At 62.0% G+C, this 26618-nt stretch carries 30 protein-coding genes; 29 read left to right on the top strand and 1 reads right to left on the bottom strand.

From position 1 onward, the window contains the following. The first annotated feature begins 74 nt into the window (after window positions 1-74). The 8 genes from rpoB (at window position 75) to NVV90_RS15220 (ending at window position 13470) form a co-directional block, all read left to right on the top strand. Window positions 75-3581, top strand: a complete 3507-nt coding sequence (gene rpoB / locus NVV90_RS15255; protein WP_258438099.1) for a DNA-directed RNA polymerase subunit beta — start codon at window positions 75-77, stop codon at window positions 3579-3581. A gap of 100 nt (window positions 3582-3681) precedes the next feature. Then, a complete protein-coding gene (locus NVV90_RS15250) occupies window positions 3682-7581 on the top strand; it encodes a DNA-directed RNA polymerase subunit beta' (protein ID WP_258438098.1) in 3900 nt (1299 codons plus the stop codon). Window positions 7582-7990: 409 nt separating this feature from the next. Then, window positions 7991-8365: a 30S ribosomal protein S12 gene (rpsL, locus tag NVV90_RS15245; RefSeq protein WP_009358312.1), complete on the top strand. Its 375-nt coding sequence runs from the start codon at window positions 7991-7993 to the stop codon at window positions 8363-8365. 1 nt (window position 8366) lies between these two features. Continuing rightward, window positions 8367-8837, top strand: coding sequence for a 30S ribosomal protein S7 (gene rpsG, locus NVV90_RS15240; RefSeq protein ID WP_059387355.1), 471 nt, complete (start codon window positions 8367-8369; stop codon window positions 8835-8837). 69 nt (window positions 8838-8906) lie between these two features. Continuing rightward, a complete protein-coding gene (gene fusA, locus NVV90_RS15235; RefSeq protein ID WP_258438097.1) occupies window positions 8907-11021 on the top strand; it encodes an elongation factor G in 2115 nt (704 codons plus the stop codon). Window positions 11022-11270: 249 nt separating this feature from the next. Beyond that, entirely contained in the window at window positions 11271-12461 is a 1191-nt protein-coding gene (gene tuf, locus NVV90_RS15230) for an elongation factor Tu (RefSeq protein ID WP_131131298.1), read from the top strand. 350 nt (window positions 12462-12811) lie between these two features. Then, window positions 12812-13258 carry a hypothetical protein gene (locus NVV90_RS15225; protein ID WP_258438096.1) on the top strand — a complete coding sequence of 149 codons (447 nt, stop codon included), beginning with the start codon at window positions 12812-12814 and terminating at the stop codon, window positions 13256-13258. 86 nt (window positions 13259-13344) lie between these two features. Then, complete coding sequence (locus tag NVV90_RS15220; protein ID WP_258438095.1) at window positions 13345-13470, top strand: hypothetical protein; 126 nt, start codon at window positions 13345-13347, stop codon at window positions 13468-13470. A gap of 44 nt (window positions 13471-13514) precedes the next feature. On the opposite strand, the gene NVV90_RS15215 is transcribed toward NVV90_RS15220, so the two are convergent. Next, complete coding sequence (locus NVV90_RS15215) at window positions 13515-14942, bottom strand: GH1 family beta-glucosidase (protein WP_258438094.1); 1428 nt, start codon at window positions 14940-14942, stop codon at window positions 13515-13517. A gap of 385 nt (window positions 14943-15327) precedes the next feature. Here NVV90_RS15215 and rpsJ point away from each other — a divergent pair, with 385 nt between their 5' ends. The 21 genes from rpsJ (at window position 15328) to secY (ending at window position 26618) form a co-directional block, all read left to right on the top strand. Beyond that, window positions 15328-15636: a 30S ribosomal protein S10 gene (gene rpsJ, locus NVV90_RS15210; protein WP_003803825.1), complete on the top strand. Its 309-nt coding sequence runs from the start codon at window positions 15328-15330 to the stop codon at window positions 15634-15636. A gap of 18 nt (window positions 15637-15654) precedes the next feature. After that, a complete protein-coding gene (gene rplC / locus NVV90_RS15205) occupies window positions 15655-16305 on the top strand; it encodes a 50S ribosomal protein L3 (protein WP_258438093.1) in 651 nt (216 codons plus the stop codon). Window positions 16306-16309: 4 nt separating this feature from the next. Beyond that, window positions 16310-16927, top strand: coding sequence for a 50S ribosomal protein L4 (gene rplD, locus NVV90_RS15200; RefSeq protein WP_258438092.1), 618 nt, complete (start codon window positions 16310-16312; stop codon window positions 16925-16927). Further along, on the top strand, window positions 16924-17229 hold the full coding sequence (rplW, locus tag NVV90_RS15195) for a 50S ribosomal protein L23 (protein ID WP_207615000.1): 306 nt from the start codon (window positions 16924-16926) through the stop codon (window positions 17227-17229). Before rplD ends, rplW begins: the two co-directional genes overlap by 4 nt. Before the next feature lie 29 nt (window positions 17230-17258). Then, window positions 17259-18098, top strand: a complete 840-nt coding sequence (gene rplB / locus NVV90_RS15190; RefSeq protein WP_258438091.1) for a 50S ribosomal protein L2 — start codon at window positions 17259-17261, stop codon at window positions 18096-18098. Between the two features lie 12 nt (window positions 18099-18110). Further along, window positions 18111-18392 carry a 30S ribosomal protein S19 gene (gene rpsS, locus NVV90_RS15185; protein WP_011775591.1) on the top strand — a complete coding sequence of 94 codons (282 nt, stop codon included), beginning with the start codon at window positions 18111-18113 and terminating at the stop codon, window positions 18390-18392. A 38-nt stretch (window positions 18393-18430) separates the two neighbouring features. Next, window positions 18431-18796 carry a 50S ribosomal protein L22 gene (gene rplV / locus NVV90_RS15180; protein ID WP_056737807.1) on the top strand — a complete coding sequence of 122 codons (366 nt, stop codon included), beginning with the start codon at window positions 18431-18433 and terminating at the stop codon, window positions 18794-18796. Then, window positions 18797-19633 (top strand): 30S ribosomal protein S3, encoded by an 837-nt coding sequence (rpsC, locus tag NVV90_RS15175; RefSeq protein ID WP_258438089.1) that lies wholly within the window; start codon window positions 18797-18799, stop codon window positions 19631-19633. Continuing rightward, on the top strand, window positions 19634-20050 hold the full coding sequence (gene rplP / locus NVV90_RS15170; RefSeq protein WP_077490645.1) for a 50S ribosomal protein L16: 417 nt from the start codon (window positions 19634-19636) through the stop codon (window positions 20048-20050). Between the two features lie 2 nt (window positions 20051-20052). Beyond that, window positions 20053-20361 (top strand): 50S ribosomal protein L29, encoded by a 309-nt coding sequence (gene rpmC, locus NVV90_RS20975; protein WP_207615003.1) that lies wholly within the window; start codon window positions 20053-20055, stop codon window positions 20359-20361. Next, window positions 20358-20654: a 30S ribosomal protein S17 gene (gene rpsQ / locus NVV90_RS15160; protein ID WP_070350367.1), complete on the top strand. Its 297-nt coding sequence runs from the start codon at window positions 20358-20360 to the stop codon at window positions 20652-20654. Before rpmC ends, rpsQ begins: the two co-directional genes overlap by 4 nt. A gap of 342 nt (window positions 20655-20996) precedes the next feature. Further along, window positions 20997-21365, top strand: a complete 369-nt coding sequence (rplN, locus tag NVV90_RS15155) for a 50S ribosomal protein L14 (RefSeq protein WP_003803789.1) — start codon at window positions 20997-20999, stop codon at window positions 21363-21365. A 3-nt stretch (window positions 21366-21368) separates the two neighbouring features. Next, a complete protein-coding gene (rplX, locus tag NVV90_RS15150; protein ID WP_258438087.1) occupies window positions 21369-21728 on the top strand; it encodes a 50S ribosomal protein L24 in 360 nt (119 codons plus the stop codon). Beyond that, window positions 21728-22306 carry a 50S ribosomal protein L5 gene (gene rplE, locus NVV90_RS15145; protein WP_207615005.1) on the top strand — a complete coding sequence of 193 codons (579 nt, stop codon included), beginning with the start codon at window positions 21728-21730 and terminating at the stop codon, window positions 22304-22306. Before rplX ends, rplE begins: the two co-directional genes overlap by 1 nt. A gap of 79 nt (window positions 22307-22385) precedes the next feature. Further along, entirely contained in the window at window positions 22386-22784 is a 399-nt protein-coding gene (gene rpsH, locus NVV90_RS15140; protein ID WP_028265096.1) for a 30S ribosomal protein S8, read from the top strand. A gap of 18 nt (window positions 22785-22802) precedes the next feature. Next, complete coding sequence (rplF, locus tag NVV90_RS15135; RefSeq protein ID WP_258438086.1) at window positions 22803-23339, top strand: 50S ribosomal protein L6; 537 nt, start codon at window positions 22803-22805, stop codon at window positions 23337-23339. A gap of 3 nt (window positions 23340-23342) precedes the next feature. Continuing rightward, the gene (gene rplR, locus NVV90_RS15130) at window positions 23343-23726 is read left to right on the top strand and encodes a 50S ribosomal protein L18 (protein ID WP_258438085.1); all 384 of its coding nucleotides are present in this window, start codon (window positions 23343-23345) and stop codon (window positions 23724-23726) included. Window positions 23727-23755: 29 nt separating this feature from the next. After that, the gene (rpsE, locus tag NVV90_RS15125) at window positions 23756-24427 is read left to right on the top strand and encodes a 30S ribosomal protein S5 (RefSeq protein ID WP_258438084.1); all 672 of its coding nucleotides are present in this window, start codon (window positions 23756-23758) and stop codon (window positions 24425-24427) included. Window positions 24428-24429: 2 nt separating this feature from the next. Next, window positions 24430-24636: a 50S ribosomal protein L30 gene (gene rpmD / locus NVV90_RS15120; RefSeq protein WP_258438083.1), complete on the top strand. Its 207-nt coding sequence runs from the start codon at window positions 24430-24432 to the stop codon at window positions 24634-24636. Further along, entirely contained in the window at window positions 24636-25118 is a 483-nt protein-coding gene (rplO, locus tag NVV90_RS15115) for a 50S ribosomal protein L15 (RefSeq protein ID WP_258438082.1), read from the top strand. The genes rpmD and rplO overlap by 1 nt, the downstream gene beginning before the upstream one ends. A gap of 189 nt (window positions 25119-25307) precedes the next feature. Beyond that, complete coding sequence (secY, locus tag NVV90_RS15110) at window positions 25308-26618, top strand: preprotein translocase subunit SecY (RefSeq protein WP_258438081.1); 1311 nt, start codon at window positions 25308-25310, stop codon at window positions 26616-26618.

Here is a 26618-nt window from a genome sequence, read left to right as displayed (position 1 = left end):
CGCTGCGGAGTCACTCTGCAGGGTGCAAACGGGGGAGATCTGAAAACGCCTGAAGGTCTGTGGAAGGATCCCTCTTGGTCGCCTCGAGCACCTCTAATAACGAAACCGCTAACACGGCAAGCACCGATGGTGCCACCCGCCGCCTCTCATTCGCAAAGATTCACGAACCCCTTGATGTTCCGAATCTTCTCGCCCTGCAGACAGACAGCTTTGACTGGCTGGTCGGAAACGAACGCTGGCAGGCGCGGGTAGCGAAGGCTGTCGAGGAGGGCGACCTGAGCGTCGCCACCACCTCCGGACTTGCCGACATCTTCGAAGAGATCTCCCCGATTGAAGACTTCCAGGGCACCATGTCCCTGAGCTTCTCGGAGCCGGAGTTCGCTGACCCGAAGTACACCATGGCCGAATGCAAAGACCGTGACGCCACCTACTCGGCACCGCTGTATGTCAAGGCCGAGTTCATGAACAACAACACGGGCGAAATCAAGCAGCAGACCGTGTTCATGGGCGACTTCCCCCTCATGACGGAAAAGGGAACGTTCGTCGTCAACGGCACCGAGCGTGTTGTTGTCTCCCAGCTGGTCCGTTCGCCGGGCGCCTACTTCGAGCGCACCGCTGACAAGACCAGTGACAAGGACATCTTCACTGCGAAGATCATCCCGTCCCGTGGTGCATGGTTCGAGCTTGAAATCGACAAGCGCGACCAGGTCGGTGTCCGCCTCGACCGCAAGCGCAAGCAGTCCGTCACCGTGCTGCTGAAGGCCCTGGGCTGGACCGAAGGCCAGATCCTGGAAGAGTTCGGCCAGTACGACTCCATGCGTGCAACGCTGGAGAAGGACGCCACCGAAACCCGCGAAGACGCGCTTCTGGACATCTACCGCAAGCTGCGTCCGGGCGAGCCCCCCACCGTCGAGGCTGCCCAGTCGCTGCTGGACAACCTGTACTTCAACTCCAAGCGTTACGATCTGGCAAAGGTTGGCCGCTATAAGATCAACCGCAAGCTTGGCATCGACCGCTCCCTTGGCGACAAGGAAGCTTCGGTCCTGCACGTTGAAGACATCGTCGCCATGATCAAGTTCCTGGTTGCCCTGCACGCCGGTGAGAAGACCCTCATGGGCAAGCGCGATGGCGAAGACCACGAGCTCCGCGTGGAGATCGACGACATCGACCACTTCGGCAACCGTCGCATCCGCGCCGTCGGCGAACTGATCGAGAACCAGGTCCGCACCGGCCTGTCCCGCATGGAGCGCGTCGTCCGCGAACGCATGACCACGCAGGACGTCGAGGCGATCACGCCGCAGACCCTGATCAACATCCGCCCGGTTGTGGCAGCCATCAAGGAGTTCTTCGGAACCTCCCAGCTGTCGCAGTTCATGGACCAGAACAACCCGCTTTCGGGTCTGACCCACAAGCGCCGCCTGTCGGCCCTTGGCCCGGGTGGTCTGTCCCGTGACCGTGCAGGCATGGAAGTCCGAGACGTTCACCCGTCCCACTACGGACGTATGTGCCCCATCGAAACCCCTGAAGGCCCGAACATCGGTCTGATCGGTTCGCTGGCTTCCTACGGCCGCATCAACCCGTTCGGCTTCATCGAGACGCCGTACCGCCTGGTTGCCGAAGGCGTCGTTTCCGACGAGGTCCAGTACCTGACGGCCGACGACGAGGCAGAGGTCCTGATCGCACAGGCCAACGCTCCGCTTGACGCCAACAAGAAGTTCGCCGAGGAGACCGTCCTCGTCCGTGCCCGTGGTGGTGGAGGCGAACCCGTTCTGGTTCCCGCCGGCGAGGTCCAGTTCATGGACGTTTCCCCGCGCCAGATGGTGTCCGTGGCAACCGCCCTGATCCCGTTCCTCGAGCATGACGATGCAAACCGCGCACTCATGGGTGCCAACATGCAGCGCCAGGCCGTGCCGCTGGTCCGTTCCGAGGCCCCGTTCGTGGGTACCGGCATGGAGCGCGCAGCCGCCGTCGACGCCGGTGACGTCGTCATCGCGAAGAAGGCCGGTGTGGTCACCGAGGTCTCCGCTGAACTCGTTGTCATGATCAACGACGACGGCACGGAAACCAACTACCGCATCAACAAGTTCGCCCGTTCCAACCAGGGCAACTGCTACAACCACCGTGTTCTGGTGAACGAAGGCCAGCGCCTTGAGGTTGGCGGCATCATTGCCGACGGCCCGGCAACGGACCAGGGCGAGCTTGCCCTCGGTAAGAACCTGCTCGTGGCATTCATGTCATGGGAAGGCCACAACTTCGAGGATGCCATCATCCTGTCCCAGCGCATCGTGGCCGAGGACGTTCTTTCCTCCATCCACATCGAGGAGCACGAGATCGATGCCCGCGACACCAAGCTTGGTGCCGAGGAAATCACCCGTGACATCCCCAACGTGTCCGAGGAAGTCCTGGCAGGCCTGGACGAGCGCGGCATCATCCACATCGGTGCTGAGGTCGAAGCCGGCGACATCCTGGTAGGCAAGGTCACCCCCAAGGGTGAAACCGAGCTGACCCCGGAAGAGCGCCTGCTGCGTGCCATCTTCGGTGAGAAGTCCCGCGAAGTCCGCGACACCTCCCTGAAGGTGCCCCACGGCGAGTCCGGTACGGTCATTGGCGTGCGCGTCTTCGACCGTGACCAGGACGACGAACTGCCCCCGGGCGTGAACCAGCTGGTCCGCGTCTACGTTGCAGCCAAGCGCAAGATCACCGACGGTGACAAGCTCGCCGGCCGCCACGGCAACAAGGGTGTCATCTCCAAGATCCTCCCGATCGAAGACATGCCGTTCCTTGCCGACGGTACGCCGGTGGACATCGTCCTGAACCCGCTGGGTGTTCCGGGTCGAATGAACGTCGGCCAGGTGCTGGAAACGCACCTCGGCTGGGTTGCCAAGACCGGTTGGAAGATCGAAGGCGAGCCGGAGTGGGTCAAGAACCTCCCGAACCTGCCCCGTGAATCCGGCCAGACCACCGTCGCCACCCCGGTGTTCGATGGTGCCCGTGAAGAGGAAATCACCGGTCTGCTCGACTCGACCAACGTGACCCGTGACGGCGACCGCCTGATCGATTCCTCCGGCAAGACCCGTCTGTTCGACGGCCGCTCCGGCGAGCCGTTCCCGGACCCGATCGCCGTCGGCTACATGTACATCCTGAAGCTCCACCACCTGGTGGACGACAAGATCCACGCGCGCTCCACCGGCCCGTACTCCATGATCACGCAGCAGCCGCTGGGTGGTAAGGCACAGTTCGGTGGCCAGCGCTTCGGTGAAATGGAAGTGTGGGCGCTCGAAGCCTACGGCGCTGCCTACACGCTTCAGGAACTCCTCACGATCAAGTCGGATGACATCCATGGTCGTGTGAAGGTCTACGAGGCCATCGTCAAGGGCGAGAACATCCCCGAGCCGGGTGTCCCCGAGTCCTTCAAGGTCTTGATCAAGGAAATGCAGTCGTTGTGCCTGAACGTGGAAGTTCTTTCCACGGACGGAACCACAATCGAAATGCGTGACTCTGATGACGCAGTCTTCACGGCTGCGGAAGAACTGGGCATCGATCTGTCTCGTGCAGAGCCCAGTTCCGTAGAAGAGGTCTAGCAGGCGCCCGACGGCGGGCCTCACCGCCCGCCGTCCGGCACCTCCCTCTTCCCGTAACCAAGACTTCAGAATTTAGAGAACAAGAGAGAACAGGGACCCTATGTCCAGCGAATCCTCCTTCGGCCTCATGCAGATCGGCCTCGCCACCGCGGAAGACATCCGTGGCTGGTCTTACGGCGAGGTTAAGAAGCCGGAAACCATCAACTACCGCACGCTCAAGCCCGAGAAGGACGGCCTCTTCTGCGAGAAGATCTTCGGCCCTTCCCGCGACTGGGAATGCTACTGCGGTAAGTACAAGCGCGTGCGCTTCAAGGGCATCATCTGTGAGCGTTGTGGCGTTGAAGTCACCCGCGCCAAGGTGCGCCGTGAGCGCATGGGCCACATCGAGCTGGCCGCTCCCGTCACCCACATCTGGTACTTCAAGGGTGTTCCCTCCCGTCTGGGCTACCTCCTTGACCTGGCGCCGAAGGACCTCGAAAAGGTCATCTACTTCGCTGCCTACATGATCACCAGCGTCGACGTCGACAACCGTCACGCCGAACTGCCGAACCTCCAGGTCGAGCACGACCTCGAGAAGAAGCAGATGGTGGACAACCGCGACAGCGACATCGCCACGATCGCCCGCGACCTGGAGGACGAGCTTGGCCGTCTCGAGGGCGAAGGCGCCAAGGCTGCCGACAAGAAGAAGGCCCGCGACTCCGCTGACCGCCAGATGGCCAACGTCCGCAAGCGCGCGGACGCCGACATCGAGCGCCTCGAGCAGGTCTGGGACCGCTTCAAGAACCTCAAGGTCGCAGACCTCGAAGGCGACGAAGGCCTCTACCGCGAACTGCGTGACCGTTACGGCATGTACTTCGAGGGCTCCATGGGTGCCGAAGCCATCAAGAAGCGTCTCGAGACCTTCGACATGCAGGCTGAAGCAGAATCCCTGCGCGACACCATCCAGAACGGCAAGGGCCAGCGCAAGACCCGCGCCCTGAAGCGCCTGAAGGTCGTCAACGCATTCCTGACGACCAACAACAGCCCGCTCGGCATGGTTCTGGACGCCGTCCCGGTGATCCCGCCGGAACTGCGCCCGATGGTCCAGCTGGACGGTGGCCGCTTCGCGACCTCCGACCTCAACGACCTCTACCGTCGTGTGATCAACCGCAACAACCGCCTCAAGCGACTGCTTGACCTCGGTGCCCCGGAGATCATCGTCAACAACGAGAAGCGCATGCTTCAGGAAGCTGTTGACAGCCTCTTCGACAACGGCCGTCGCGGCCGTCCGGTCACCGGTCCTGGCAACCGTCCGCTGAAGTCCCTGAGCGACATGCTCAAGGGCAAGCAGGGCCGTTTCCGCCAGAACCTCCTCGGCAAGCGCGTTGACTACTCTGGCCGTTCGGTCATCGTCGTCGGCCCGCAGCTGAAGCTGCACCAGTGTGGTCTGCCCAAGCAGATGGCCCTGGAGCTCTTCAAGCCGTTCGTGATGAAGCGCCTGGTTGACCTCAACCACGCCCAGAACATCAAGTCGGCCAAGCGCATGGTCGAGCGTTACCGTCCGCAGGTCTGGGACGTGCTGGAAGAGATCATCACCGAACACCCGGTGCTGCTCAACCGTGCACCTACCCTGCACCGCCTCGGCATCCAGGCCTTCGAACCCCAGCTTGTGGAAGGCAAGGCAATCCAGCTTCACCCGCTGGTTTGTGGCGCCTTCAACGCTGACTTCGACGGCGACCAGATGGCAGTCCACCTGCCGCTGAGCCCGGAAGCCCAGGCCGAAGCCCGCATCCTGATGCTGTCCTCGAACAACATCCTGAAGCCGTCCGATGGCCGCCCGGTGACCCTGCCTTCGCAGGATATGATCATCGGTCTGTACCACCTGACCACCAAGCGCGTCGGCTCTGCCGGCGAGGGCCGGATCTTCTCCTCGGTGGCGGAAGCCATCATGGCGTACGACGCCCGTGATCTGCACCTGAACTCCCAGGTCAAGATCCGCCTGGACAACTTCGTGCCGTATGCAGGCTGGGAAGCTCCGGAAGGCTGGGAAGCCGGTCAGCCGGCTCTGGTCCAGACCTCCCTCGGACAGGTCATCTTCAACGAGACCCTGCCGGCGGACTACCCGTGGGTTGAGGCTGTTGCCGACAAGGGCGAACTGTCCCGCATCGTCAACGACCTCGCCGAGCGCTACCCGAAGGTGGTCACCGCGGCAACGCTGGACAACCTGAAGGATGCCGGTTTCTACTGGGCAACCCGCTCGGGCGTCACCGTGGCCATCTCCGACATCGAGGTACCCACCTCGAAGCCGGCGATCCTCGCCGGCTACGAGACCATGGCTGCCAAGATCCAGGGCCAGTACGACAAGGGCCTGATCGACGACGACGAGCGTCGCCAGGAACTGATCGAAATCTGGAACAAGGCCACCAACGAAATCGCCCAGGCGATGCGTGACAGCCTCTCCCCGATGAACACCATCAACCGCATGGTGTCCTCCGGTGCACGTGGTAACTGGATGCAGGTCCGCCAGATCGCGGGTATCCGTGGTCTTGTGGCCAACCCGAAGGGTGAAATCATCCCGCGTCCGATCAAGTCCTCGTACCGCGAGGGCCTGTCGGTGCTGGAATACTTCATCGCCACCCACGGTGCCCGCAAGGGTCTGGCCGATACCGCTCTCCGTACCGCCAACTCGGGTTACCTGACCCGTCGTCTGGTGGACGTTTCGCAGGACGTCATCGTCCGCGAAGAGGACTGCGGTACCGAACGCGGCCTGATCACGCCGATCGCCGTGCCGGACTCCAACGGTGAGCTGGTTCTGGACGAGAACGTCGAGAACAGCGCCTACGCACGTACCCTGGCCGTCGACGTCGTCGACTCCAAGGGCAACGTGCTGGCCGCCGGCGGCACCGACTGCGGCGACGTCGTCATCGACCAGCTGCTCGCAGCCGGCATCACCGAGGTCAAGGTCCGCTCCGTACTCACCTGTGAGTCCAAGGTCGGCACCTGTGCGCTCTGCTACGGCCGTTCGCTGGCCACCGGCAAGACCGTGGACATCGGCGAGGCCGTTGGCATCATCGCCGCACAGTCCATCGGTGAGCCCGGTACCCAGCTGACCATGCGTACGTTCCACACCGGTGGTGCTGTTTCCGCCAGCGGTGGCGACGACATCACCCAGGGTCTGCCACGTATCCAGGAGCTCTTCGAAGCCCGTACTCCGAAGGGTGTTGCACCGATTGCTGAAGCAGCCGGCCGCATCAACATCGAAGAGTCCGAGCGCCAGATGCGCCTGGTCATCACTCCGGACGATGGTTCCGAAGAGATTGCCTACCCGGTGCTGCGCCGTTCCCGTCTCCTCATCGAGGATGGCGAGCACGTCAGCGTCGGCCAGAAGCTGATCCAGGGTCCCGTGGACCCGAAGCAGGTTCTGCGCATCATGGGCCCGCGTGCCGCACAGAAGTTCCTCGTGGACGAAGTGCAGGGCGTGTACCGCAGCCAGGGCATTGGTATCCACGACAAGCACGTCGAGGTCATCGTCCGCCAGATGCTGCGCCGCGTGACGGTCATCGAATCCGGCGACTCCGCCCTGCTACCCGGTGAGCTGGCAGAGCGCAGCCGCTTCGAGGACGAGAACCGCCGCGTTGTGTCCGAGGGCCAGACCCCGGCCTCCGGACGTCCGGAGCTCATGGGTATCACCAAGGCATCCCTGGCAACCGAGTCCTGGCTGTCGGCCGCTTCCTTCCAGGAGACCACCCGCGTTCTGACGCAGGCGGCCATGGAAGGCAAGAGCGACCCGCTGCTCGGCCTCAAGGAGAACGTCATCATCGGTAAGCTGATCCCGGCCGGTACGGGTCTGCCCCGCTACACCGAGGTCACCGTCGAACCGACGGAGGAAGCAAAGGCCAGCCTGTTCACAGGCCCCAGCGCTTTCACCGACTTCTCGTATGACGCCCTGGGCGGCGACGGAGCTCCCGAGTTCCACGCCATCCCGCTGGATGACTACGACCTGGGCAACGACTTCCGCTGAGGAGTCTGACGCGCTAAAGGAGGAACCCCGTACTCAATGAGTACGGGGTTCCTCCCGCTTAAGGGGGCCCACCACGGCGCAAGGCCCGACGACGGCGGCCGGCACCCGCCGCCGTCGGGCGCTTTTACACCCGATTAAGGCCTCAGATCAAGCCATGCTAGAATTTTGGTAATTGTTTTGTGTGGCAGTGGATGAAGGCCGCCGCAGCATCATTTCGGTTTTGTTCTCATGATGCTGGGTGGAGCCTGTTTCCGGGTTGCGGGCTACGTGCGCAACGAATGCCGCACTTTTGCACGCCCACGAGTCCTTCGGGACCCGAAAGCCGCATGGACAACGCCAAAGCTTCCACGCATATCCGGACTGACGTCCGGGCGCGGGGGCAGAGATCAAACCAACGGAGAACACGAAAGTGCCTACGATTAACCAGCTGGTCCGCAAGGGCCGCACGCCGAAGGTCTCCAAGACCAAGGCTCCTGCGCTTAAGGGCAGCCCGATGCGCCGCGGTGTTTGCACCCGCGTTTACACCACCACCCCGAAGAAGCCGAACTCGGCTCTGCGTAAGGTCGCACGTGTGCGCCTCAACGGTGGCGTTGAAGTAACCGCCTACATCCCCGGTGTTGGCCACAACCTCCAGGAGCACTCCATCGTGCTCGTTCGCGGTGGTCGTGTGAAGGACCTCCCGGGTGTCCGCTACAAGATCGTCCGTGGCGCGCTCGACACCCAGGGTGTCAAGAACCGCAAGCAGGCCCGCAGCCGTTACGGCGCAAAGATGGAGAAGAAGTAATATGCCTCGCAAGGGTCCGGCCCCGAAGCGGCCGCTAGTTTCCGATCCCGTTTACGGCTCCCCGTTGGTCACCCAGCTGATCAACAAGGTCCTGATTGACGGCAAGAAGTCCACCGCAGAGCGCATCGTTTACGGCGCACTCGAAGGTGCACGTGCCAAGTCCGGCGGCGACCCCGTTGCAGCCCTCAAGAAGGCCATGGACAACGTCAAGCCTTCCCTCGAGGTCCGCTCCCGCCGTGTCGGTGGCGCCACCTACCAGGTTCCGGTTGAGGTCAAGCCGGGCCGCTCCACCGCCCTCGCTCTGCGTTGGCTCGTGGGCTACTCGAAGGCCCGCCGCGAGAAGACCATGACCGAGCGCCTCCAGAACGAAATCCTGGATGCCTCGAACGGTCTCGGTGCCGCTGTGAAGCGTCGCGAAGACACCCACAAGATGGCCGAGTCGAACAAGGCCTTCGCACACTACCGCTGGTAAAAACTTTCCGGACGCCGCCGGCTCATTGAGCCGGCGGCGAACGTGTAGTCCATCCGAAAGGGAGACACCGTGGCACAGGACGTGCTTACCGACCTTAACAAGGTCCGCAACATTGGCATCATGGCCCACATCGATGCCGGCAAGACCACCACTACCGAGCGCATCCTGTTCTACACGGGTGTGAACCACAAGATCGGCGAAACGCACGACGGCGCTTCGACGACCGACTGGATGGAACAGGAAAAGGAACGCGGCATCACCATCACGTCTGCCGCCGTGACTTGCTTCTGGGACAAGAACCAGATCAACATCATTGACACCCCGGGTCACGTTGACTTCACCGTTGAGGTAGAGCGCTCCCTGCGCGTCCTCGACGGCGCAGTTGCTGTCTTCGACGGCAAGGAAGGCGTGGAGCCGCAGTCCGAGACTGTTTGGCGCCAGGCTGACAAGTACAACGTTCCCCGCATCTGCTTCGTCAACAAGATGGACAAGCTCGGTGCAGACTTCTACTTCACCGTAGACACCATCATCAGCCGCCTCGGCGCCAAGCCGCTGGTTCTCCAGCTGCCGATCGGTGCAGAGAACGACTTCGTCGGCGTCGTGGATCTCCTCGAGATGCGCGCACTGGTGTGGCCGGGCGATGCCAAGGGTGACGTCACCATGGGTGCCAAGTACGAGGTCCAGGAGATCCCCGCCGATCTCCAGGCCAAGGCTGTGGAATACCGTGCGCAGCTCGTTGAGACTGTTGCCGAGGCTTCCGAAGAGCTCATGGAGAAGTACCTCGAAGGTGAAGAACTCACCGTTGAGGAACTCAAGGCCGGCATCCGCAAGATGACGATCAACTCCGAGCTCTACCCGGTTCTGTGTGGCTCTGCCTTCAAGAACCGCGGTGTGCAGCCGATGCTGGACGCTGTTGTCGACTTCCTGCCGAACCCGCTCGACGTCCCGCCGATGATCGGTCACGATCCCCGCGACGAAGAGAAGGAACTCACCCGCAAGCCGTCTGCAGACGAGCCGTTCTCGGCCCTCGCCTTCAAGATTGCCGCGCACCCGTTCTTCGGTCAGCTGACCTTCGTCCGCGTGTACTCCGGTCACGTCGAGGCCGGCGCCCAGGTGGTCAACTCCACCAAGGGCAAGAAGGAGCGCATCGGCAAGCTGTTCCAGATGCACGCCAACAAGGAAATGCCCGTTGAGGGCGCTACCGCTGGCCACATCTACGCAGCCATCGGTCTGAAGGACACCACCACGGGTGACACCCTGTGTGATGCCAACAACCAGATCGTGCTTGAGTCGATGAGCTTCCCGGCACCGGTTATCTCCGTTGCCATCGAGCCCAACACCAAGGGTGACCAGGAGAAGCTCTCCACGGCCATCCAGAAGCTCTCCGCTGAGGACCCGACCTTCCAGGTCTCCCTCAACGAAGACACGGGCCAGACCATCATCGCCGGCATGGGCGAGCTCCACCTGGACATCCTGGTGGACCGCATGCGCCGCGAATTCAAGGTCGAGGCAAACGTTGGCAAGCCGCAGGTTGCTTACCGCGAAACCATCAAGCGCACTGTTGAGCGCCTTGACTACACGCACAAGAAGCAGACCGGTGGTTCGGGTCAGTTCGCAAAGATCCAGATCGCGATCGAGCCGCTGGACACCGCCGACGGCGAGATGTACGAGTTCGTGAACAAGGTCACCGGTGGCCGCGTTCCGCGCGAATACATCCCCTCCGTGGATGCTGGTATCCAGGATGCACTGAACGACGGCGTCCTGGCCGGTTACCCGGTTGTCGGCATCAAGGCCACGCTGATTGACGGCGCGTCCCACGATGTTGACTCCTCGGAAATGGCGTTCAAGATCGCCGGCCGTATGGCTTTCAAGGAAGCCGCACGCAAGGCGAACCCTGTTCTGCTCGAACCGCTGATGGATGTTGAGGTCCGCACCCCTGAGGAATACATGGGTGACGTTATCGGTGACCTGAACGCCCGCCGTGGCCAGATGCAGTCCATGGAGGACGCAGCAGGCGTCAAGGTTATCCGTGCGCACGTTCCGCTGTCCGGCATGTTCGGCTACATTGGTGACCTGCGTTCGAAGACCCAGGGCCGCGCTGTGTACTCCATGACGTTCAACAGCTACGCAGAGGTCCCGAAGGCAGTAGCCGACGAGATCATCCAGAAGAACCGCGGCGAATAGTCCTTACGGACTTTCACAGCGAGCAACTTGGGTGAGGTTCTGACACCAGAACAGCACCTTGTGCAGGTGGCCGGTTCCCGGTCCTGACCGGATTCCGGCCACCTGGACGAACAGGCTCTAGGGACTAGTATTGGTTCCTGAATCTGCAATTTCACCAAATCCAAAGCCCCCAAGTAGACTTGCTGGAGTTTCTGCCGCGAAAAGCGCGGCCGAGGAGCAACTCACTTGAAATCGTTCTAGGAGGAACCTGTGGCAAAGGCAAAGTTCGAGCGGACTAAGCCGCACGTCAACATCGGCACCATTGGTCACGTTGACCACGGTAAGACGACGCTGACTGCCGCCATTTCCAAGGTGCTGTACGACAAGTACCCGACTCTCAACGAGCAGCGCGACTTCGCGTCGATCGACTCTGCTCCGGAAGAGCGCCAGCGTGGTATCACGATCAACATCTCCCACGTTGAGTACCAGACCGAGAAGCGCCACTACGCACACGTAGACGCTCCGGGTCACGCTGACTACATCAAGAACATGATCACCGGTGCCGCACAGATGGACGGTGCAATCCTCGTGGTTGCCGCCACTGACGGCCCGATGGCTCAGACCCGCGAGCACGTTCTGCTCGCCCGCCAGGTTGGCGTTCCCTACCTGCTGGTTGCGCTGAACAAGTCGGACATGGTTGACGACGAAGAACTGCTGGACCTCGTTGAAATGGAAGTTCGTGAGCTGCTTTCCGCTCAGGGCTTCGACGGCGACGACGCTCCCGTTGTTCGCGTTTCCGGCCTGAAGGCCCTCGAAGGCGACCCGATCTGGGTCAAGTCCGTTGAGGACCTCATGGAAGCCGTTGACGAGTCCGTTCCGGACCCCGTACGTGACCGCGACAAGCCGTTCCTGATGCCGATCGAAGACGTCTTCACGATCACCGGCCGTGGCACCGTTGTAACGGGCCGCGCCGAGCGTGGAACCCTCGCCATCAACTCCGAGGTCGAGATCGTCGGCATCCGCCCGGTCCAGAAGACCACGGTTACCGGTATCGAGATGTTCCACAAGCAGCTCGACGAAGCATGGGCCGGCGAGAACTGTGGCCTCCTGCTCCGCGGTCTGAAGCGCGACGACGTCGAGCGTGGCCAGGTTGTTGTCAAGCCGGGTTCCATCACCCCGCACACCGACTTCGAGGCCAACGTCTACATCCTTTCCAAGGATGAAGGCGGACGTCACAACCCGTTCTACTCGAACTACCGCCCGCAGTTCTACTTCCGTACGACGGACGTCACCGGCGTTATCACCCTGCCGGAAGGCACGGAAATGGTTATGCCCGGCGACAACACTGAGATGACCGTTGCGCTCATCCAGCCGATCGCAATGGAAGAGGGCCTCGGCTTCGCTATCCGCGAAGGCGGCCGCACCGTTGGTTCGGGACGTGTCACCAAGATCATCAAGTAGTTTCTACTTGTAGATCGGTGAAGGACCGGCTGCCTGGCAGACGGTAACAAGCCAAAGAAGGACCCCGCCGCATATGTGGCGGGGTTCTTCTTTGACATGATTAATCTATCGATTGGATTAATTGTGTCGGGTGCATACTCCCGGCACCATCGGAACAGGGGGAGTTGCCATGCTGGGGTTCATGACCGCAATGGTCACGCTGGTCTCTCCCGGTTGTCCCAGCACAGCCTCGCCTGCCCGGCCTCGTTCTCCGGTCCAGCCCCTTCCAGGCCGGCAGGGTGCCCGCCTCCAGCCCGGTGGCTCGCCCGGTTCTCCCGACGCAGCCCGTGCTGCCTACGGTGCCCGTGCCTGTGCCTGCGCCTCCGCCGCCGCCTCAAGCCCGGCACCGCCCGCCTGGGGAGCTGTTCGCCGAGCGGGCGGCCCGGCGGGAGAAGCGGGACAAGCAGAACATCAACATCACGCTGTACGTGGCCAGCCTCTTGCTTGTTGCCGCTGCGGCCTTGTTCATCGGCACCAGCCTCCCGGCGGCCCTGCGCTTCGCGGGCGTCTGGGCGATCACCGCGGTCTTCTACGCCGGTGGCTTCGTTCTCCATGCCAAGGCGCCCAGGCTGAAGCCCGCCGCCGTCGCGTTCGCCGGAACAGGGCCGGCGTTGATTCCCGTGACCGGCCTGGCGATGTACAACTTTGCCTTGCAGAGCGGTCCCGCGGCGTGGCTGGTGACGTCCGTTGTGGGAACGGCGGCCTACGTTCTGGCAGCAGTGCGCTCGACAGCACGGTCCTGGTCTTCCTGTCGTTGAGCTTCCTGGCCATCTGGCGCCTCAACCGCAGCAAGCCGCCGGCGCCGCTGCCCTGATACGGTTGCCCTTGAGGATTGGAGCAAAGCATGGAATTCCTGATTTTTCTGGTGATTGCGGCGGCCGTGGTGGTGGCCGTCCTGTGGGGCAGGAAATACTTCCGCAAGGAAATCGACCGCGCCAAGCGCATCAACCGCGCCAACAAGGACAAGTAGCCCCCGGACAAACAGCACCAGGCGGAAGGGCCAAGCCAGGCAAGCTAGGGCCGGCGGCTCCGGCACAGCGACTGGTACCAGTAGAACGACTCCTTGGGAGTCCGCTCCAGGGTGTCGAAGTCCACGTGCACAAGGCCGAAGCGCTGTGAATACCCCGCCGCCCATTCGAAGTTGTCCAGCAGGGTCCACACGTAGTAGCCCAGCAGCTCGACGTCGTGTGCGATCCCGCCAGGGGCTGTGGCCTGCAGCGCGTGGCCGAGATGGTCTGCGAGGTAGCCGATCCTGTTGGCGTCCGGGACCGGGCCCTGCACATGCTCCGGTTCCGGGAAGCTCGCTCCGCTCTCCGTGATGTAGATGGGAGGCAGGGCCTCTCCATACCGGTCCTTCATTTCCCGCAGCAGCACGCCCAGGTGGTCCGGGGCAACAGGCCAGCCGAAGCCGGTGGTTTCGTACTCGGGGAAGGCGGCCAGATGGAACGGGAGCCGCGACATGGCCGAAGGATTGTCTGCCCTGGCCTCGGCGGGGTCCCGGCCGGAGGCGACCTTCATGGGGTAGTAGTAGTTCAGCCCGTAGAAGTCCAGCGGCTGATGGATGGTTTCCAGGTCCCTGTCCGGGATGTTGCCCAGGGCCCGGAACCAGGGCCGCACGGGCAGCGGGGGTTTGGGATACCGGCCCAGGAGGATGGGGTCGGCGTAGACCCGGTTGAAGATCAGGTCAAACGCCTGGGCCATGAGGCGGTCGGAGAGCCGTTTGCTGGCCGGACGGACCGGGGAGTGCATGTTGGACACGCCGATCTTCCCCGCGACGCCGGCGGCCCGCAGCGCCTGGACGGCCAGCCCGTGGCCGAGGAGCTGGTGGTGCGCGGCGGGCAGTGCGTCGAAGAGCAGGCTGTGGCCCGGGGCATGGACGCCCACGGCGTAGCCCTGCAGCGCAACCGAAACGGGTTCATTGAGGGTGACCCACTGCTCCACCCGGTCGCCGAACCGCGCGGCGGCCGCGGCGGCGTACGCCGCGAAACGCTCCGCCGTCGTGCGGTTCATCCAGCCGCCCGCATGCTCCAGCGGCAGGGGCGTGTCCCAGTGGAAGAGCGTCACCATCGGGGAGATGCTGGCCTGGAGCAGTTTGTCGATCAGGCGGTCGTAGAAGTCCAGGCCCTGCTGGTTCACGGGGCCGGTGCCGCCCGGCTGGATCCTGGGCCAGGAGAGCGAGAAGCGGTAGGAGTCGACGCCGAGTTCGCGCATGAGCGCGATGTCCTCGTCCGAGCGGTTGTAGTGGTCGCAGGCGACGGCGGGGGAGTGGCCGTCCACGATCGCCCCGGGCTTCTCCGCGAAGGCATCCCAGCTGGAAGGGCCGCGGCCATCGGCGGTCAGTGCCCCCTCGATCTGGAAAGCGGCCGCCGCGACGCCCAGCGTGAAGCCCGGATGCAGGCGGTTGGCGAGGTCCTCCGCAGCTCCCGCGTTCTGGACGGTCATGTCCCTATCATCTACAGGCCCGGCGGCGGTGGCAATGGCCCCGCGGCCCCGATTCGCATCTGCCGCCGAATTCCGGCATACTGGATGAGTTGTTCAAGCGCTTCTTCGTGTCCCGATCCGGATAATGCCGGGTGTCAGGGTCCAGGCTGAAGCCCAAACATAACCCTGAACCCCATGGATTGCGGTCGAGTTTGCGTGAAAATCGCGACACGCCCGACCGCGGGGGTCGGTGCACCGGCAGGTTGAGGAACCCGGATTGATCCGGATTCAGCTTGTGCGGTGGGTGGTGGTACAGCCTCAAACGCTTCGGCGGCCACATGCAACACAAAAGTAAACAGAGCAGCCCTAACTCAGAGCAGCACTAACTGAAAGAGAGTCAGGCGACATGGCGGGACAAAAAATCCGCATCCGGCTGAAGTCATATGACCACGAGGTCATTGATGTTTCAGCGCGGAAGATCGTTGAGACGGTCACGCGCGCAGGCGCAACGGTAGTCGGCCCCGTGCCGCTGCCGACGGAGAAGAACGTGTACTGCGTTATCCGCTCTCCCCACAAGTACAAGGACAGCCGTGAGCACTTCGAAATGCGTACTCACAAGCGTCTGATCGACATCATCGACCCCACGCCGAAGGCTGTTGACTCGCTTATGCGTCTCGACCTGCCGGCCGACGTGAACATCGAAATCAAGCTGTAGGGAGGTGCTGAGAAAACTATGACCGCAACCCGTAATGTAAAGGGCCTGCTGGGCACGAAGCTCGGCATGACCCAGGTCTGGGACGAGAACAACAAGCTCATCCCGGTAACTGTCGTCCAGGCTGACTCCAACGTCATCACGCAGCTGCGCAACGCAGAGGTAGATGGCTACGTCGCCGTCCAGATCGGCTACGGCCAGATCGACCCCCGCAAGGTCACCAAGCCGCTGGCTGGTCACTTTGAGAAGGCTGGCGTAACTCCTCGCCGCCACGTCGTCGAACTGCGTACCGCAGACGCCGCTTCTTACGAGCTGGGCCAGGAGCTTTCTGTTGAGCTCTTCGAAGCCGGCCAGAAGATCGACGTCGTCGGCACCTCCAAGGGTAAGGGCTTTGCCGGTGTTATGAAGCGTCACGGCTTCCACGGCGTTGGCGCTTCCCACGGTGCACACAAGAACCACCGTAAGCCTGGCTCCATCGGTGGCGCATCCACCCCGAGCCGCGTCTTCAAGGGTCTGAAAATGGCCGGCCGCATGGGCGCCGAGCGTCACACCACGCTGAACCTCACGGTCCACGCGGTTGACGTTGAGAAGTCGCTGCTCCTCATCAAGGGTGCCGTTCCCGGCGCCCGCGGACAGGTCGTACTCGTACGCACCGCCGTGAAGGGAGCCTAGTTAAATGACTAGCACTGTCAAGGTAGACCTGCCTGCAGAGATCTTCGACGTCCAGACCAACGTGCCGCTGCTGCACCAGGTCGTCGTCGCACAGCTCGCTGCTGCGCGCCAGGGTACCCACAAGACCAAGACCCGCGCTGAAGTTTCCGGTGCAGGCCGCAAGCCGTTCAAGCAGAAGGGTACCGGCCGCGCCCGTCAGGGTTCCATCCGTGCTCCTCACATGACCGGTGGTGGCGTTGTCCACGGCCCCACCCCGCGTGACTACAGCCAGCGCACCCCCAAGAAGATGATTGCTGCTGCACTGCGCGGCGCACTCTCTGACCGCGCCCGCAACGGCCGCATCCACGTTGTTGCTGAACTGGTAGCCGGCACCAAGCCGTCCGCCAAGGAAGCACTGGCAACGTTGGCCGGCGTGTCCGAGCGCAAGAACCTGCTCGTTGTCATCGAGCGCGCCAACGATGTTGCTGCACTGTCCGTGCGCAACCTCGAGAATGTTCACGTTCTGTACGCAGACCAGCTGAACACCTACGACGTGCTTGTCTCTGACGACGTAGTCTTCACCAAGGCTGCCTACGAGGCATTCGTTGCCAGCAAGGCAAAGAACGAGGAGGATGCCAAGTGAGTGCAGCCACCATCAAGGACCCGCGCGACGTCGTGCTTGCACCCGTCGTATCGGAAAAGAGCTACGGCCTGATCGATGAGGGAAAGTACACCTTCCTGGTGGACCCCCGCTCGAACAAGACCGAGATCAAGCTGGCCGTGGAGAAGATTTTCTCCGTCAAGGTCGAATCGATCAACACCATCAACCGTGCCGGTAAGCGCAAGCGCACCAAATTCGGATGGGGACAGCGCAAGAGCACCAAGCGCGCCATTGTCTCCCTCAAAGAAGGCACAATCGACATCTTCGGCGGTCCGCTCGCGTAGCGGAGACCACTTTAACGAGGAAATAAATTATGGGAATCCGTAAATACAAGCCGACTACCCCGGGCCGTCGTGGCTCGAGCGTAGCCGACTTCGCTGAAATCACGCGATCGACTCCGGAAAAGTCGTTGCTGCGTCCGCTGCACAAGACTGGCGGCCGTAACAACACCGGTAAGATCACCACCCGTCACAAGGGTGGTGGCCACAAGCGCCAGTACCGTCTGATCGACTTCCGTCGCCACGACAAGGACGGCGTCAACGCCCGCGTTGCAGAAATCGAGTACGATCCGAACCGCACGGCTCGCATCGCCCTCCTGCACTACGTTGATGGCACCAAGCGTTACATCATCGCCCCGAACAAGCTGTCCCAGGGTGACTTCGTCGAGGCTGGCCCCGACGCTGACATCAAGCCGGGCAACAACCTGCCGCTGCGCAACATCCCGGTTGGTACCACCATCCACGCAGTTGAACTGCGTCCGGGTGGCGGCGCCAAGATGGCCCGCTCCGCCGGTGCTTCGGTACAGCTCGTCGCCAAGGAAGGCCGTTTCGCCCAGCTGCGTCTGCCTTCCGGTGAAATCCGCAACGTTGACGTGCGCTGCCGCGCAACCGTCGGCGAGGTCGGCAACGCCGAGCAGTCGAACATCAACTGGGGCAAGGCCGGCCGTATGCGCTGGAAGGGCGTTCGCCCGACCGTCCGTGGTGTCGCCATGAACCCGGTCGACCACCCGCACGGTGGTGGCGAGGGTAAGACGTCCGGTGGACGTCACCCCGTCAACCCGAACGGTAAGCGTGAAGGCCGCACCCGCCGCCCGAACAAAGAGAGCGACAAGCTTATTGTGCGTCGCCGCCGTACTGGCAAGAACAAGCGATAGGAGCCTGGACACATGCCACGCAGCCTGAAAAAAGGTCCTTTCGTTGACCAGCACCTCTTTGTGAAGGTCGCACGGGAAAACGATAAGGGCACCAAGAACGTCATCAAGACCTGGTCCCGCCGTTCGATGATCATCCCCGACATGCTCGGACACACGATCGCCGTTCACGACGGACGCAAGCACATCCCCGTGTTTGTCACTGAGTCGATGGTCGGGCACAAGCTCGGCGAATTCGCTCCCACGCGGACATTCCGCGGCCATGTCAAGGACGACCGTAAGGGCAAGCGCCGCTAGGCGCCTGCACTTACGTCATAGACGAGAGAAGGAAAGCAATGGAAGCCAAGGCAATTGCGCGTCACATCCGCGTAACGCCTATGAAGGCCCGGCGCGTCGTCAACCTTGTTCGTGGTAAGCAAGCGAATGAGGCTCTGGCAATTCTGAAGTTTGCCCCCCAGGCAGCTTCGGAGCCGGTATTCAAGGTAGTTCAGTCGGCAATCGCCAACGCCCGGGTCCTCGCGGACCGCGACGGTGTTGCGTTTGACGAAGGTGACCTCATCATCAGCGAAGCGTTTGTTGATGAAGGCCCGACCATGAAGCGGTTCCAGCCGCGTGCCCAGGGTCGTGCATTTCAGATCAAGAAGCGCACCAGCCACATCACCGTGGTAGTCGCTACCCCGGAGAAAGAGGAGGCTCGCTAAGTGGGACAGAAAGTAAACCCGCACGGGTTCCGACTCGGCATCACGACGGACCACGTTTCGCACTGGTTCGCCGACAGCAACAAGCCGGGACAGCGCTACAAGGACTTCGTTCGCGAAGACATCAAGATCCGCCAGCTTATGTCCACGGGCATGGAGCGCGCCGGCATCGCCAAGGTCGAAATCGAGCGCACCCGTGACCGTGTCCGCGTGGACATCCACACGGCCCGCCCGGGCATCGTCATCGGCCGCCGCGGCGCCGAAGCAGACCGCATCCGCGGCGAGCTCGAAAAGCTCACCGGCAAGCAGGTTCAGCTGAACATCCTCGAGGTCAAGAACCCCGAGATGGAAGCACAGCTTGTTGCCCAGGGCGTTGCAGAACAGCTGACTTCCCGCGTGGCATTCCGCCGTGCGATGAAGAAGGCCATGCAGTCCGCACAGCGCGCAGGTGCCAAGGGCATCCGTATTGCTTGCTCGGGTCGACTGGGCGGCGCGGAAATGTCCCGCTCGGAGTTCTACCGCGAAGGCCGTGTGCCCCTGCACACCCTCCGCGCGAACATCGACTACGGCTTCTACGAAGCCAAGACCACCTTCGGCCGCATCGGTGTGAAGGTCTGGATCTACAAGGGTGACGTCACCGCCAAGGAACTGGCACAGCAGGCAGCTGCTGCTCCGTCCCGCGGCCGTGGTGCCAGCGACCGCCCGGGCCGCCCGGGTGGCGCTGACCGCGGTGACCGTCGTCGTCGTACCGACCGTCCGGCAGCTGACGCAGCACCCGCTGCAGCTGAAGCTCCGGCAGCTGAGGCAGCACCCGCTGCTGCAGAAGGAGGACAGGCTTAAATGCTTATCCCACGTCGAGTCAAGCACCGCAAGCAGCACCACCCGGGTCGTTCGGGCGCTGCAACCGGCGGCACCAAGGTCACTTTCGGTGAGTTCGGTATCCAGGCCCTCAGCCCGGCATACGTGACGAACCGTCAGATCGAGTCTGCCCGTATCGCGATGACCCGCCACATCAAGCGTGGCGGCAAGGTCTGGATCAACATCTACCCGGACCGTCCGCTGACGAAGAAGCCTGCCGAAACCCGAATGGGTTCCGGTAAGGGTTCTCCGGAATGGTGGGTCGCAAACGTCAAGCCGGGCCGGGTTCTCTTCGAACTCTCCGGTGTCAATGAAGAGGTAGCTCGCGAGGCACTGCGCCTGGCAATCCACAAGCTCCCGTTGAAGGCACGCATTGTGCGTCGCGAAGGTGGTGAATAGAAATGGCAGTAGGGTCGAAGGATCTCGCACCCGCACAGCTGGACGGTTTCGACAACGAGCGTCTCGTTGAAGAACTCCGCAAGTCCAAGGAAGAGCTGTTCAACCTGCGTTTCCAGTCCGCCACCGGACAGCTGGAGAACCACGGTCGTCTGCGCGCGGTAAAGAAGGACATCGCACGCATCTACACCGTTCTCCGTGAGCGCGAACTGGGCATTCGTGCCGAGGTTGCCGCACCGGTTGTGGAAGCCAAGGAAGAAAAGAAGTCCAAGAAGGCAGAAGCCAAGGCTGAAGCTGGAGAGGACTCCAAGTGAGCGAGAAGGAAACTGTGACGGAAGCAGCAGCCAGCGCTGAACAGCGCGGTTACCGTAAGACGCGTCGCGGCTACGTTGTCTCTGACAAGATGGAAAAGACCATCGTTGTTCAGGTTGAAGACCGCGTGAAGCACGCTCTGTACGGCAAGGTTATTCGCCGCACCTCGAAGATCAAGGCTCACGACGAAGAGAACACCGCCGGCATCGGCGACCTCGTTCTCATCGCCGAGACCCGCCCGCTGTCCGCTACCAAGCGGTGGCGTCTGGTCGAGATCCTCGAAAAGGCCAAGTAAATCCCTGCCGGGCGTGCCCGGCCTGGATTGACTGGAAAGGCCCGCGTTCCGCATGGAACGCGGGCCTTTCCCCGTTTCGGCTCTTGGGCCGGAACGTGCTAGGATATTGAGTTTGTATGGCGCCAATAGTGCGTTGTCCATTACCTCGTAAACAATCGTGCCCTGGCATACTGCCCCGCGCAGAGTTTTCTGCAAGGGAAGCTGATGCTTTTGGCACGGGCGTTTAGGCTTGCTCTGGCAAAATCCAGGCAAGTCAAGAGACACCCCGATCAACCGTTCCGCAAGGCTCATTCCGTATGCACCATTTCGGTCTGAGAACCGGCGCGACGCAAGGAGTAAAAATTGATTCAGCAGGAGTCGCGACTGAAGGTCGCCGACAACACGGGTGCTAAGGAAATCCTTACCATCCGCGTTCTCGGTGGATCCGGCCGTCGCTACGCAGGCATCGGCGACGTCATCGTCGCTACCGTCAAGGACGCTATCCCTGGCGGCAACGTAAAGAAGGGCGACGTCGTTAAGGCGGTCATCGTCCGTACCAAGAAGGAACGCCGCCGTGCGGATGGTTCCTACATCAAGTTTGACGAAAACGCAGCTGTGATCCTGAAGAACGACGGTGACCCCCGCGGTACCCGTATCTTCGGCCCGGTTGGTCGTGAACTTCGCGACAAGAAGTTCATGAAGATCGTTTCGCTGGCCCCGGAGGTGCTTTAGTCCATGGCTAAGATCAAGAAGGGTGACCTCGTTCAGGTCATCACCGGTGCCAAGCAGGAACGCGGCGGAGACCGCGGCAAGCAGGGCAAGGTCTTGCGCGTATTCACCGACACCAACCGCGTGTTGGTTGAAGGCGTTAACCGCGTAACGAAGCACAACAAGGTCGGTCAGTCGCAGCGCGGCACCACCACCGGCGGCATCGAGGTCGTTGAGGCCCCGATCCACGTTTCGAACGTTGCTCTCGTTGACCCGTCCACCAAGAAGCCGACCCGCGTTGGTTTCCGTATTGAGACCGTTGAGAAGGATGGCGTCGCAAAGACCGTCCGTATCCGCGTGTCCAAGGCTTCCGGGAAGGACATCTAATGACTGAGACTCTCGAGACTCCGGTAAAGATCGTTCCGCGTCTGAAGACCAAGTACGCCGATTCCATCAAGAAGTCCCTTCTTGAGGAATTCAAGTACGAGAACGTCAACCAGGTTCCCCGCCTGGTGAAGGTTGTTGTGAACATGGGTGTTGGAGATGCCGCCAAGGACTCCAAGCTGATCGACGGCGCTGTCCGCGACCTCACCCTGATCACCGGCCAGAAGCCGCAGGTAACCAAGGCCCGCAAGTCGATCGCACAGTTCAAGCTGCGCGAAGGCATGCCGATCGGTGCACACGCAACTTTGCGTGGCGACCGCATGTGGGAATTCGTGGACCGTCTGGTCACGCTGGCACTGCCGCGTATCCGTGACTTCCGCGGCCTCAACGGCCGTCAGTTCGATGGCAACGGCAACTACACCTTCGGTCTGACCGAGCAGGTTATGTTCCACGAGATCGACCAGGACTCCATCGACCGCGTTCGCGGTATGGACATCACGGTTGTCACCACTGCCAAGACCGATGACGAAGGCCGTGCGCTGCTCAAGGCGCTTGGTTTCCCGTTCAAGGCCGAAGACTAATCTAACTACGTAACAGGTCCTTCGCTGAGGCTTCAGGCAGCAGCGAGGAAACCAGTACGAGGAAGGGCAAGAGCCCACAATGACTATGACAGATCCTGTCGCAGACATGCTTACGCGTCTGCGCAATGCAAACTCGGCATACCACGACACCGTGAGCATGCCGTACAGCAAGCTCAAGGCACGCGTTGCCGACATCCTGAAGGCAGAAGGCTACATCGCTGCTTGGAAGGAAGAAGAAGCCGAGGTTGGCAAGAAGCTGACCATCGACCTGAAGTTCGGTCCGAACCGCGAGCGTTCCATCGCTGGCGTTCGCCGTATTTCCAAGCCCGGCCTCCGCGTTTACGCGAAGTCCACCAACCTGCCGCACGTGCTGGGTGGCCTGGGTATCGCAATCCTGTCCACCTCTTCCGGCCTCCTGACTGACAAGCAGGCCGGCAAGAAGGGCGTGGGCGGCGAAGTCCTCGCGTACGTCTGGTAACGGGAAAGGAAGAGAATAATGTCACGTATTGGACGTCTCCCCATCACCGTTCCTGCCGGCGTTGAAGTCAAGGTTGATGGCTCTGTCATCAACGTCAAGGGCACCAAGGGCGAGCTGAGCCACACTGTAGCCAGCCCGATCGAGGTCACCCTGGACGAGAACACCCTGACTGTCACCCGCCCGAACGACGAGCGCGCTTCGCGTTCGCTGCATGGCCTGACCCGCACCCTGATCGCCAACATGATCGAGGGCGTCACCAAGGGCTACGAGAAGAAGCTTGAAATCGTCGGTACCGGTTACCGCGTTCAGGCCAAGGGCGCTGACCTGGAGTTCGCTCTGGGCTTCAGCCACCCGGTCAACATCTCGGCTCCCGAGGGCATCACCTTCACGGTAGAGGGTCCGACCAAGCTCTCCGTCGCTGGTATCTCCAAGCAGCAGGTCGGCGAGGTTGCTGCCAACATTCGCAAGCTGCGCAAGCCTGACCCCTACAAGGGCAAGGGTGTCCGTTACGCCGGCGAAGTCATCCGCCGCAAGGTCGGAAAGGCTGGTAAGTAAACCATGGCCATCGCAATTAACAAGAAGCGTACGAACAAGAGCAAGTCTGCTGCACGCAGCCGTCGCCAGCTTCGTATCCGCAAGCGCATCACCGGCACGGCTGCACGTCCTCGTCTGGTCGTCAACCGCTCCGCACGCCACATGTTCGTCCAGGTTGTCGATGACAGCAAGGGTGTAACCGTGGCTTACGCTTCCACCCTGGAAGCGGACCTGCGTGCATTCGACGGCGACAAGACTGCCAAGGCCAAGCGCGTCGGCGAGCTCGTTGCCGCACGTGCGAAGGCTGCAGGCGTCGAGGCTGTTGTCTTCGACCGCGGTGGTAACAAGTACCACGGCCGCATCGCCGCCGTCGCTGACGGTGCTCGCGAAGGTGGGCTGGCACTGTGACCGTTGAGAATAACGAAAAGGACATTCAGGTGACTGAAGCTGTAGCTGCTGAAGCAACTGAGACCGCTGCCGCTACCGACGACCGCCGTGGCGCCCGTCGTGGCGAGCGCGGCGAGCGTGGCCAGGGCCGCGGCGACCGTGGTGGCCGTGGTGGCCGCGACGGCGGCCGTGAAGCCGAGAAGAGCCAGTTCGTAGAGCGTGTTGTAACCATCAACCGCGTTGCCAAGGTCGTCAAGGGTGGTCGTCGCTTCAGCTTCACCGCTCTGGTCGTCGTCGGTGACGGCAACGGCATGGTCGGCGTCGGCTACGGCAAGGCTAAGGAAGTTCCTGCGGCTATCGCAAAGGGCGTTGAAGAGGCCAAGAAGTCCTTCTTCCGCGTTCCCCGCGTTGGCAACACCATCCCGCACCGCGTGCAGGGTGAGGCAGCAGCTGGCGTAGTCATGCTGCGCCCGGCTTCCGCCGGTACCGGTGTTATCGCCGGTGGTCCGGTCCGTGCAGTACTGGAGTGCGTGGGCATCCACGACATCCTCTCCAAGTCGCTCGGTTCTTCGAACGCCATCAACATCGTTCACGCGACCGTTGACGCCCTGAAGCGCCTCGAAGAGCCGGCAGCAGTGGCAGCACGCCGCGGCCTGCCGCTTGACGAAGTTGCTCCTCCGGCACTGGTGCGCGCACTCCTGAACCAGAAGGCAGGTGCCTAGTCATGGCTAAGAACCTGATCCCCTCCGACGCCAAGTTGGAGATCACCCAGATCAAGGGCGTCATTGGCGCCAAGCAGAACCAGCGCGAGACCCTGCGGTCCCTCGGCCTGAAGCGGATCGGACACACCGTTGTCCGCACCGCCGACGCCGTGACCGTGGGCATGCTCAACACGGTTCCGCACCTCGTGATTGTAGAGGAGGCGAAGTAATGGCAGAGAACAAGACCGCCGCAGAGGCTGCTGAGAAGCAGAACGCTCTGAAGGTCCACCACCTGCGTCCCGCCCCGGGTGCCAAGACCGCCAAGACCCGTGTTGGTCGTGGTGAAGGCTCCAAGGGTAAGACCGCTGGTCGCGGTACCAAGGGTACGAAGGCCCGCTACCAGGTAAAGGCTGGCTTTGCCGGCGGCCAGCTGCCGCTGCACATGCGCCTGCCGAAGCTGCGCGGCTTCAAGAACCCGTTCCGGGTTGAGTTCCAGGTTGTAAACCTGGACAAGCTCAACGAGCTGTTCCCGGAAGGTGGCGTTGTCACCGTTGAGACCCTGGTCGAGAAGGGCGCCGTTCGCAAGAACCAGCCCGTCAAGGTCCTGGGCACCGGCGACATCACCGTCAAGGTTGACGTCACCGCTCACGCATTCTCCACCAGCGCAGCTGAAAAGATTGCAGCAGCAGGCGGTTCCACCACCGCCCTCTAAGGGGCTGGTGGGGCATCTGCCCGTTGTAGAAAAGACTCCCGGCATGCGGGGCTTCGGCCCTGGATGCCGGGAGTTTTTTTGTCCGGAGGGGTCCGTCGATTGTTCGCATGGCGCATCGAGCCGTTAGACTCGGGTGTTGGGTTTCAACGACCCCTTCAACACCCTTGAACTTTCTACTCAGGAGGACGCTTGCTAAGCGCATTCGGCCGGGCGTTTCGGACGCCTGATCTGCGACGCAAGTTGTTGTTCACGCTGGGAATCATCACAATCTTCCGCTTGGGAGCTTTCATCCCCTCGCCTGGTGTGAACTACCAGAATGTCCAGCAATGTTTGCGGAACGGCGAAACCCAAGAGGGCCTTTACCAGCTCGTGAACCTGTTCAGTGGCGGCGCGCTGCTGCAGGTCTCGGTCTTCGCCCTGGGCATCATGCCGTACATCACGGCCAGCATCATCGTGCAGCTGCTCCGGGTGGTCATTCCCCGTTTCCAGCTGCTCTACGAAGAGGGCGCTTCAGGCCAGTCCAAACTGACGCAGTACACGCGGTACCTGACCATCGCGCTGGGTCTGCTCAACGCCACCACGCTGGTATCACTGGCCCGTTCCGGCCAGCTGCTGCCCGGCTGTGCGCTGCCGATCATTCCTGACACGAGCATCATCACCACGATCCTGCTCATCATCACGCTGACGGCCGGTACCGGCCTCATCATGTGGATGGGCGAGCTCGTCACCGAAAAGGGTGTGGGCAACGGCATGTCGCTGCTCATCTTCACCTCGATCGCAGCCGGCTTCCCCCTTTCCTTGGGCGCCATCTGGAACTCCAAGGGCCCGGGCACCTTCTTCACGGTCCTGCTGATCGGCCTCGTCACCGTGGCCCTCGTGGTGTTCGTGGAGCAGTCGCAGCGCCGCATCCCGGTCCAGTACGCCAAGCGCATGATCGGGCGTCGGACTGTGGGCGGCACCAGCACCTACATCCCCATCAAGGTGAACATGGCCGGCGTGGTGCCCGTCATCTTCGCTTCCTCCATGCTGTACCTGCCGGGGCTGATCTCACAGTTCAACCAGCCCAAGGCCGGTGAGCAGCTGGCACCGTGGGTTGAGTGGATCAACAACAACCTCACCCGCGGCGACCACCCCATCTACATGGCGCTCTACTTCGCCATGATCGTGTTCTTCACCTACTTCTACGTGGCCATCACCTTCAATCCTGAAGAAGTGTCGGACAACATGAAGAAGTACGGTGGATTCATTCCGGGCATCCGGGCGGGTAAACCGACCGCGGACTACCTGCAGTATGTGCTTTCCAGGATCACCCTGCCTGGAGCCCTTTACCTGGGCTTCGTGGCGTTGATCCCGCTGGTTGCGCTCGTCCTGATCAATGCCAACCAGAACTTCCCGTTCGGTGGCACCTCAATCCTGATCATGGTGGGTGTTGGCCTGGAGACCGTCAAGCAGATTGATGCGCAGCTACAACAACGTCACTACGAAGGGCTTTTGCGATGA

The organism is Arthrobacter sp. CJ23 (genome assembly GCF_024741795.1).
GTDB lineage: Bacteria > Actinomycetota > Actinomycetes > Actinomycetales > Micrococcaceae > Arthrobacter.
The sequence above is the reverse complement of the archived record's forward strand: the minus strand, read 5'-3'. Positions and strand labels throughout refer to the sequence as shown.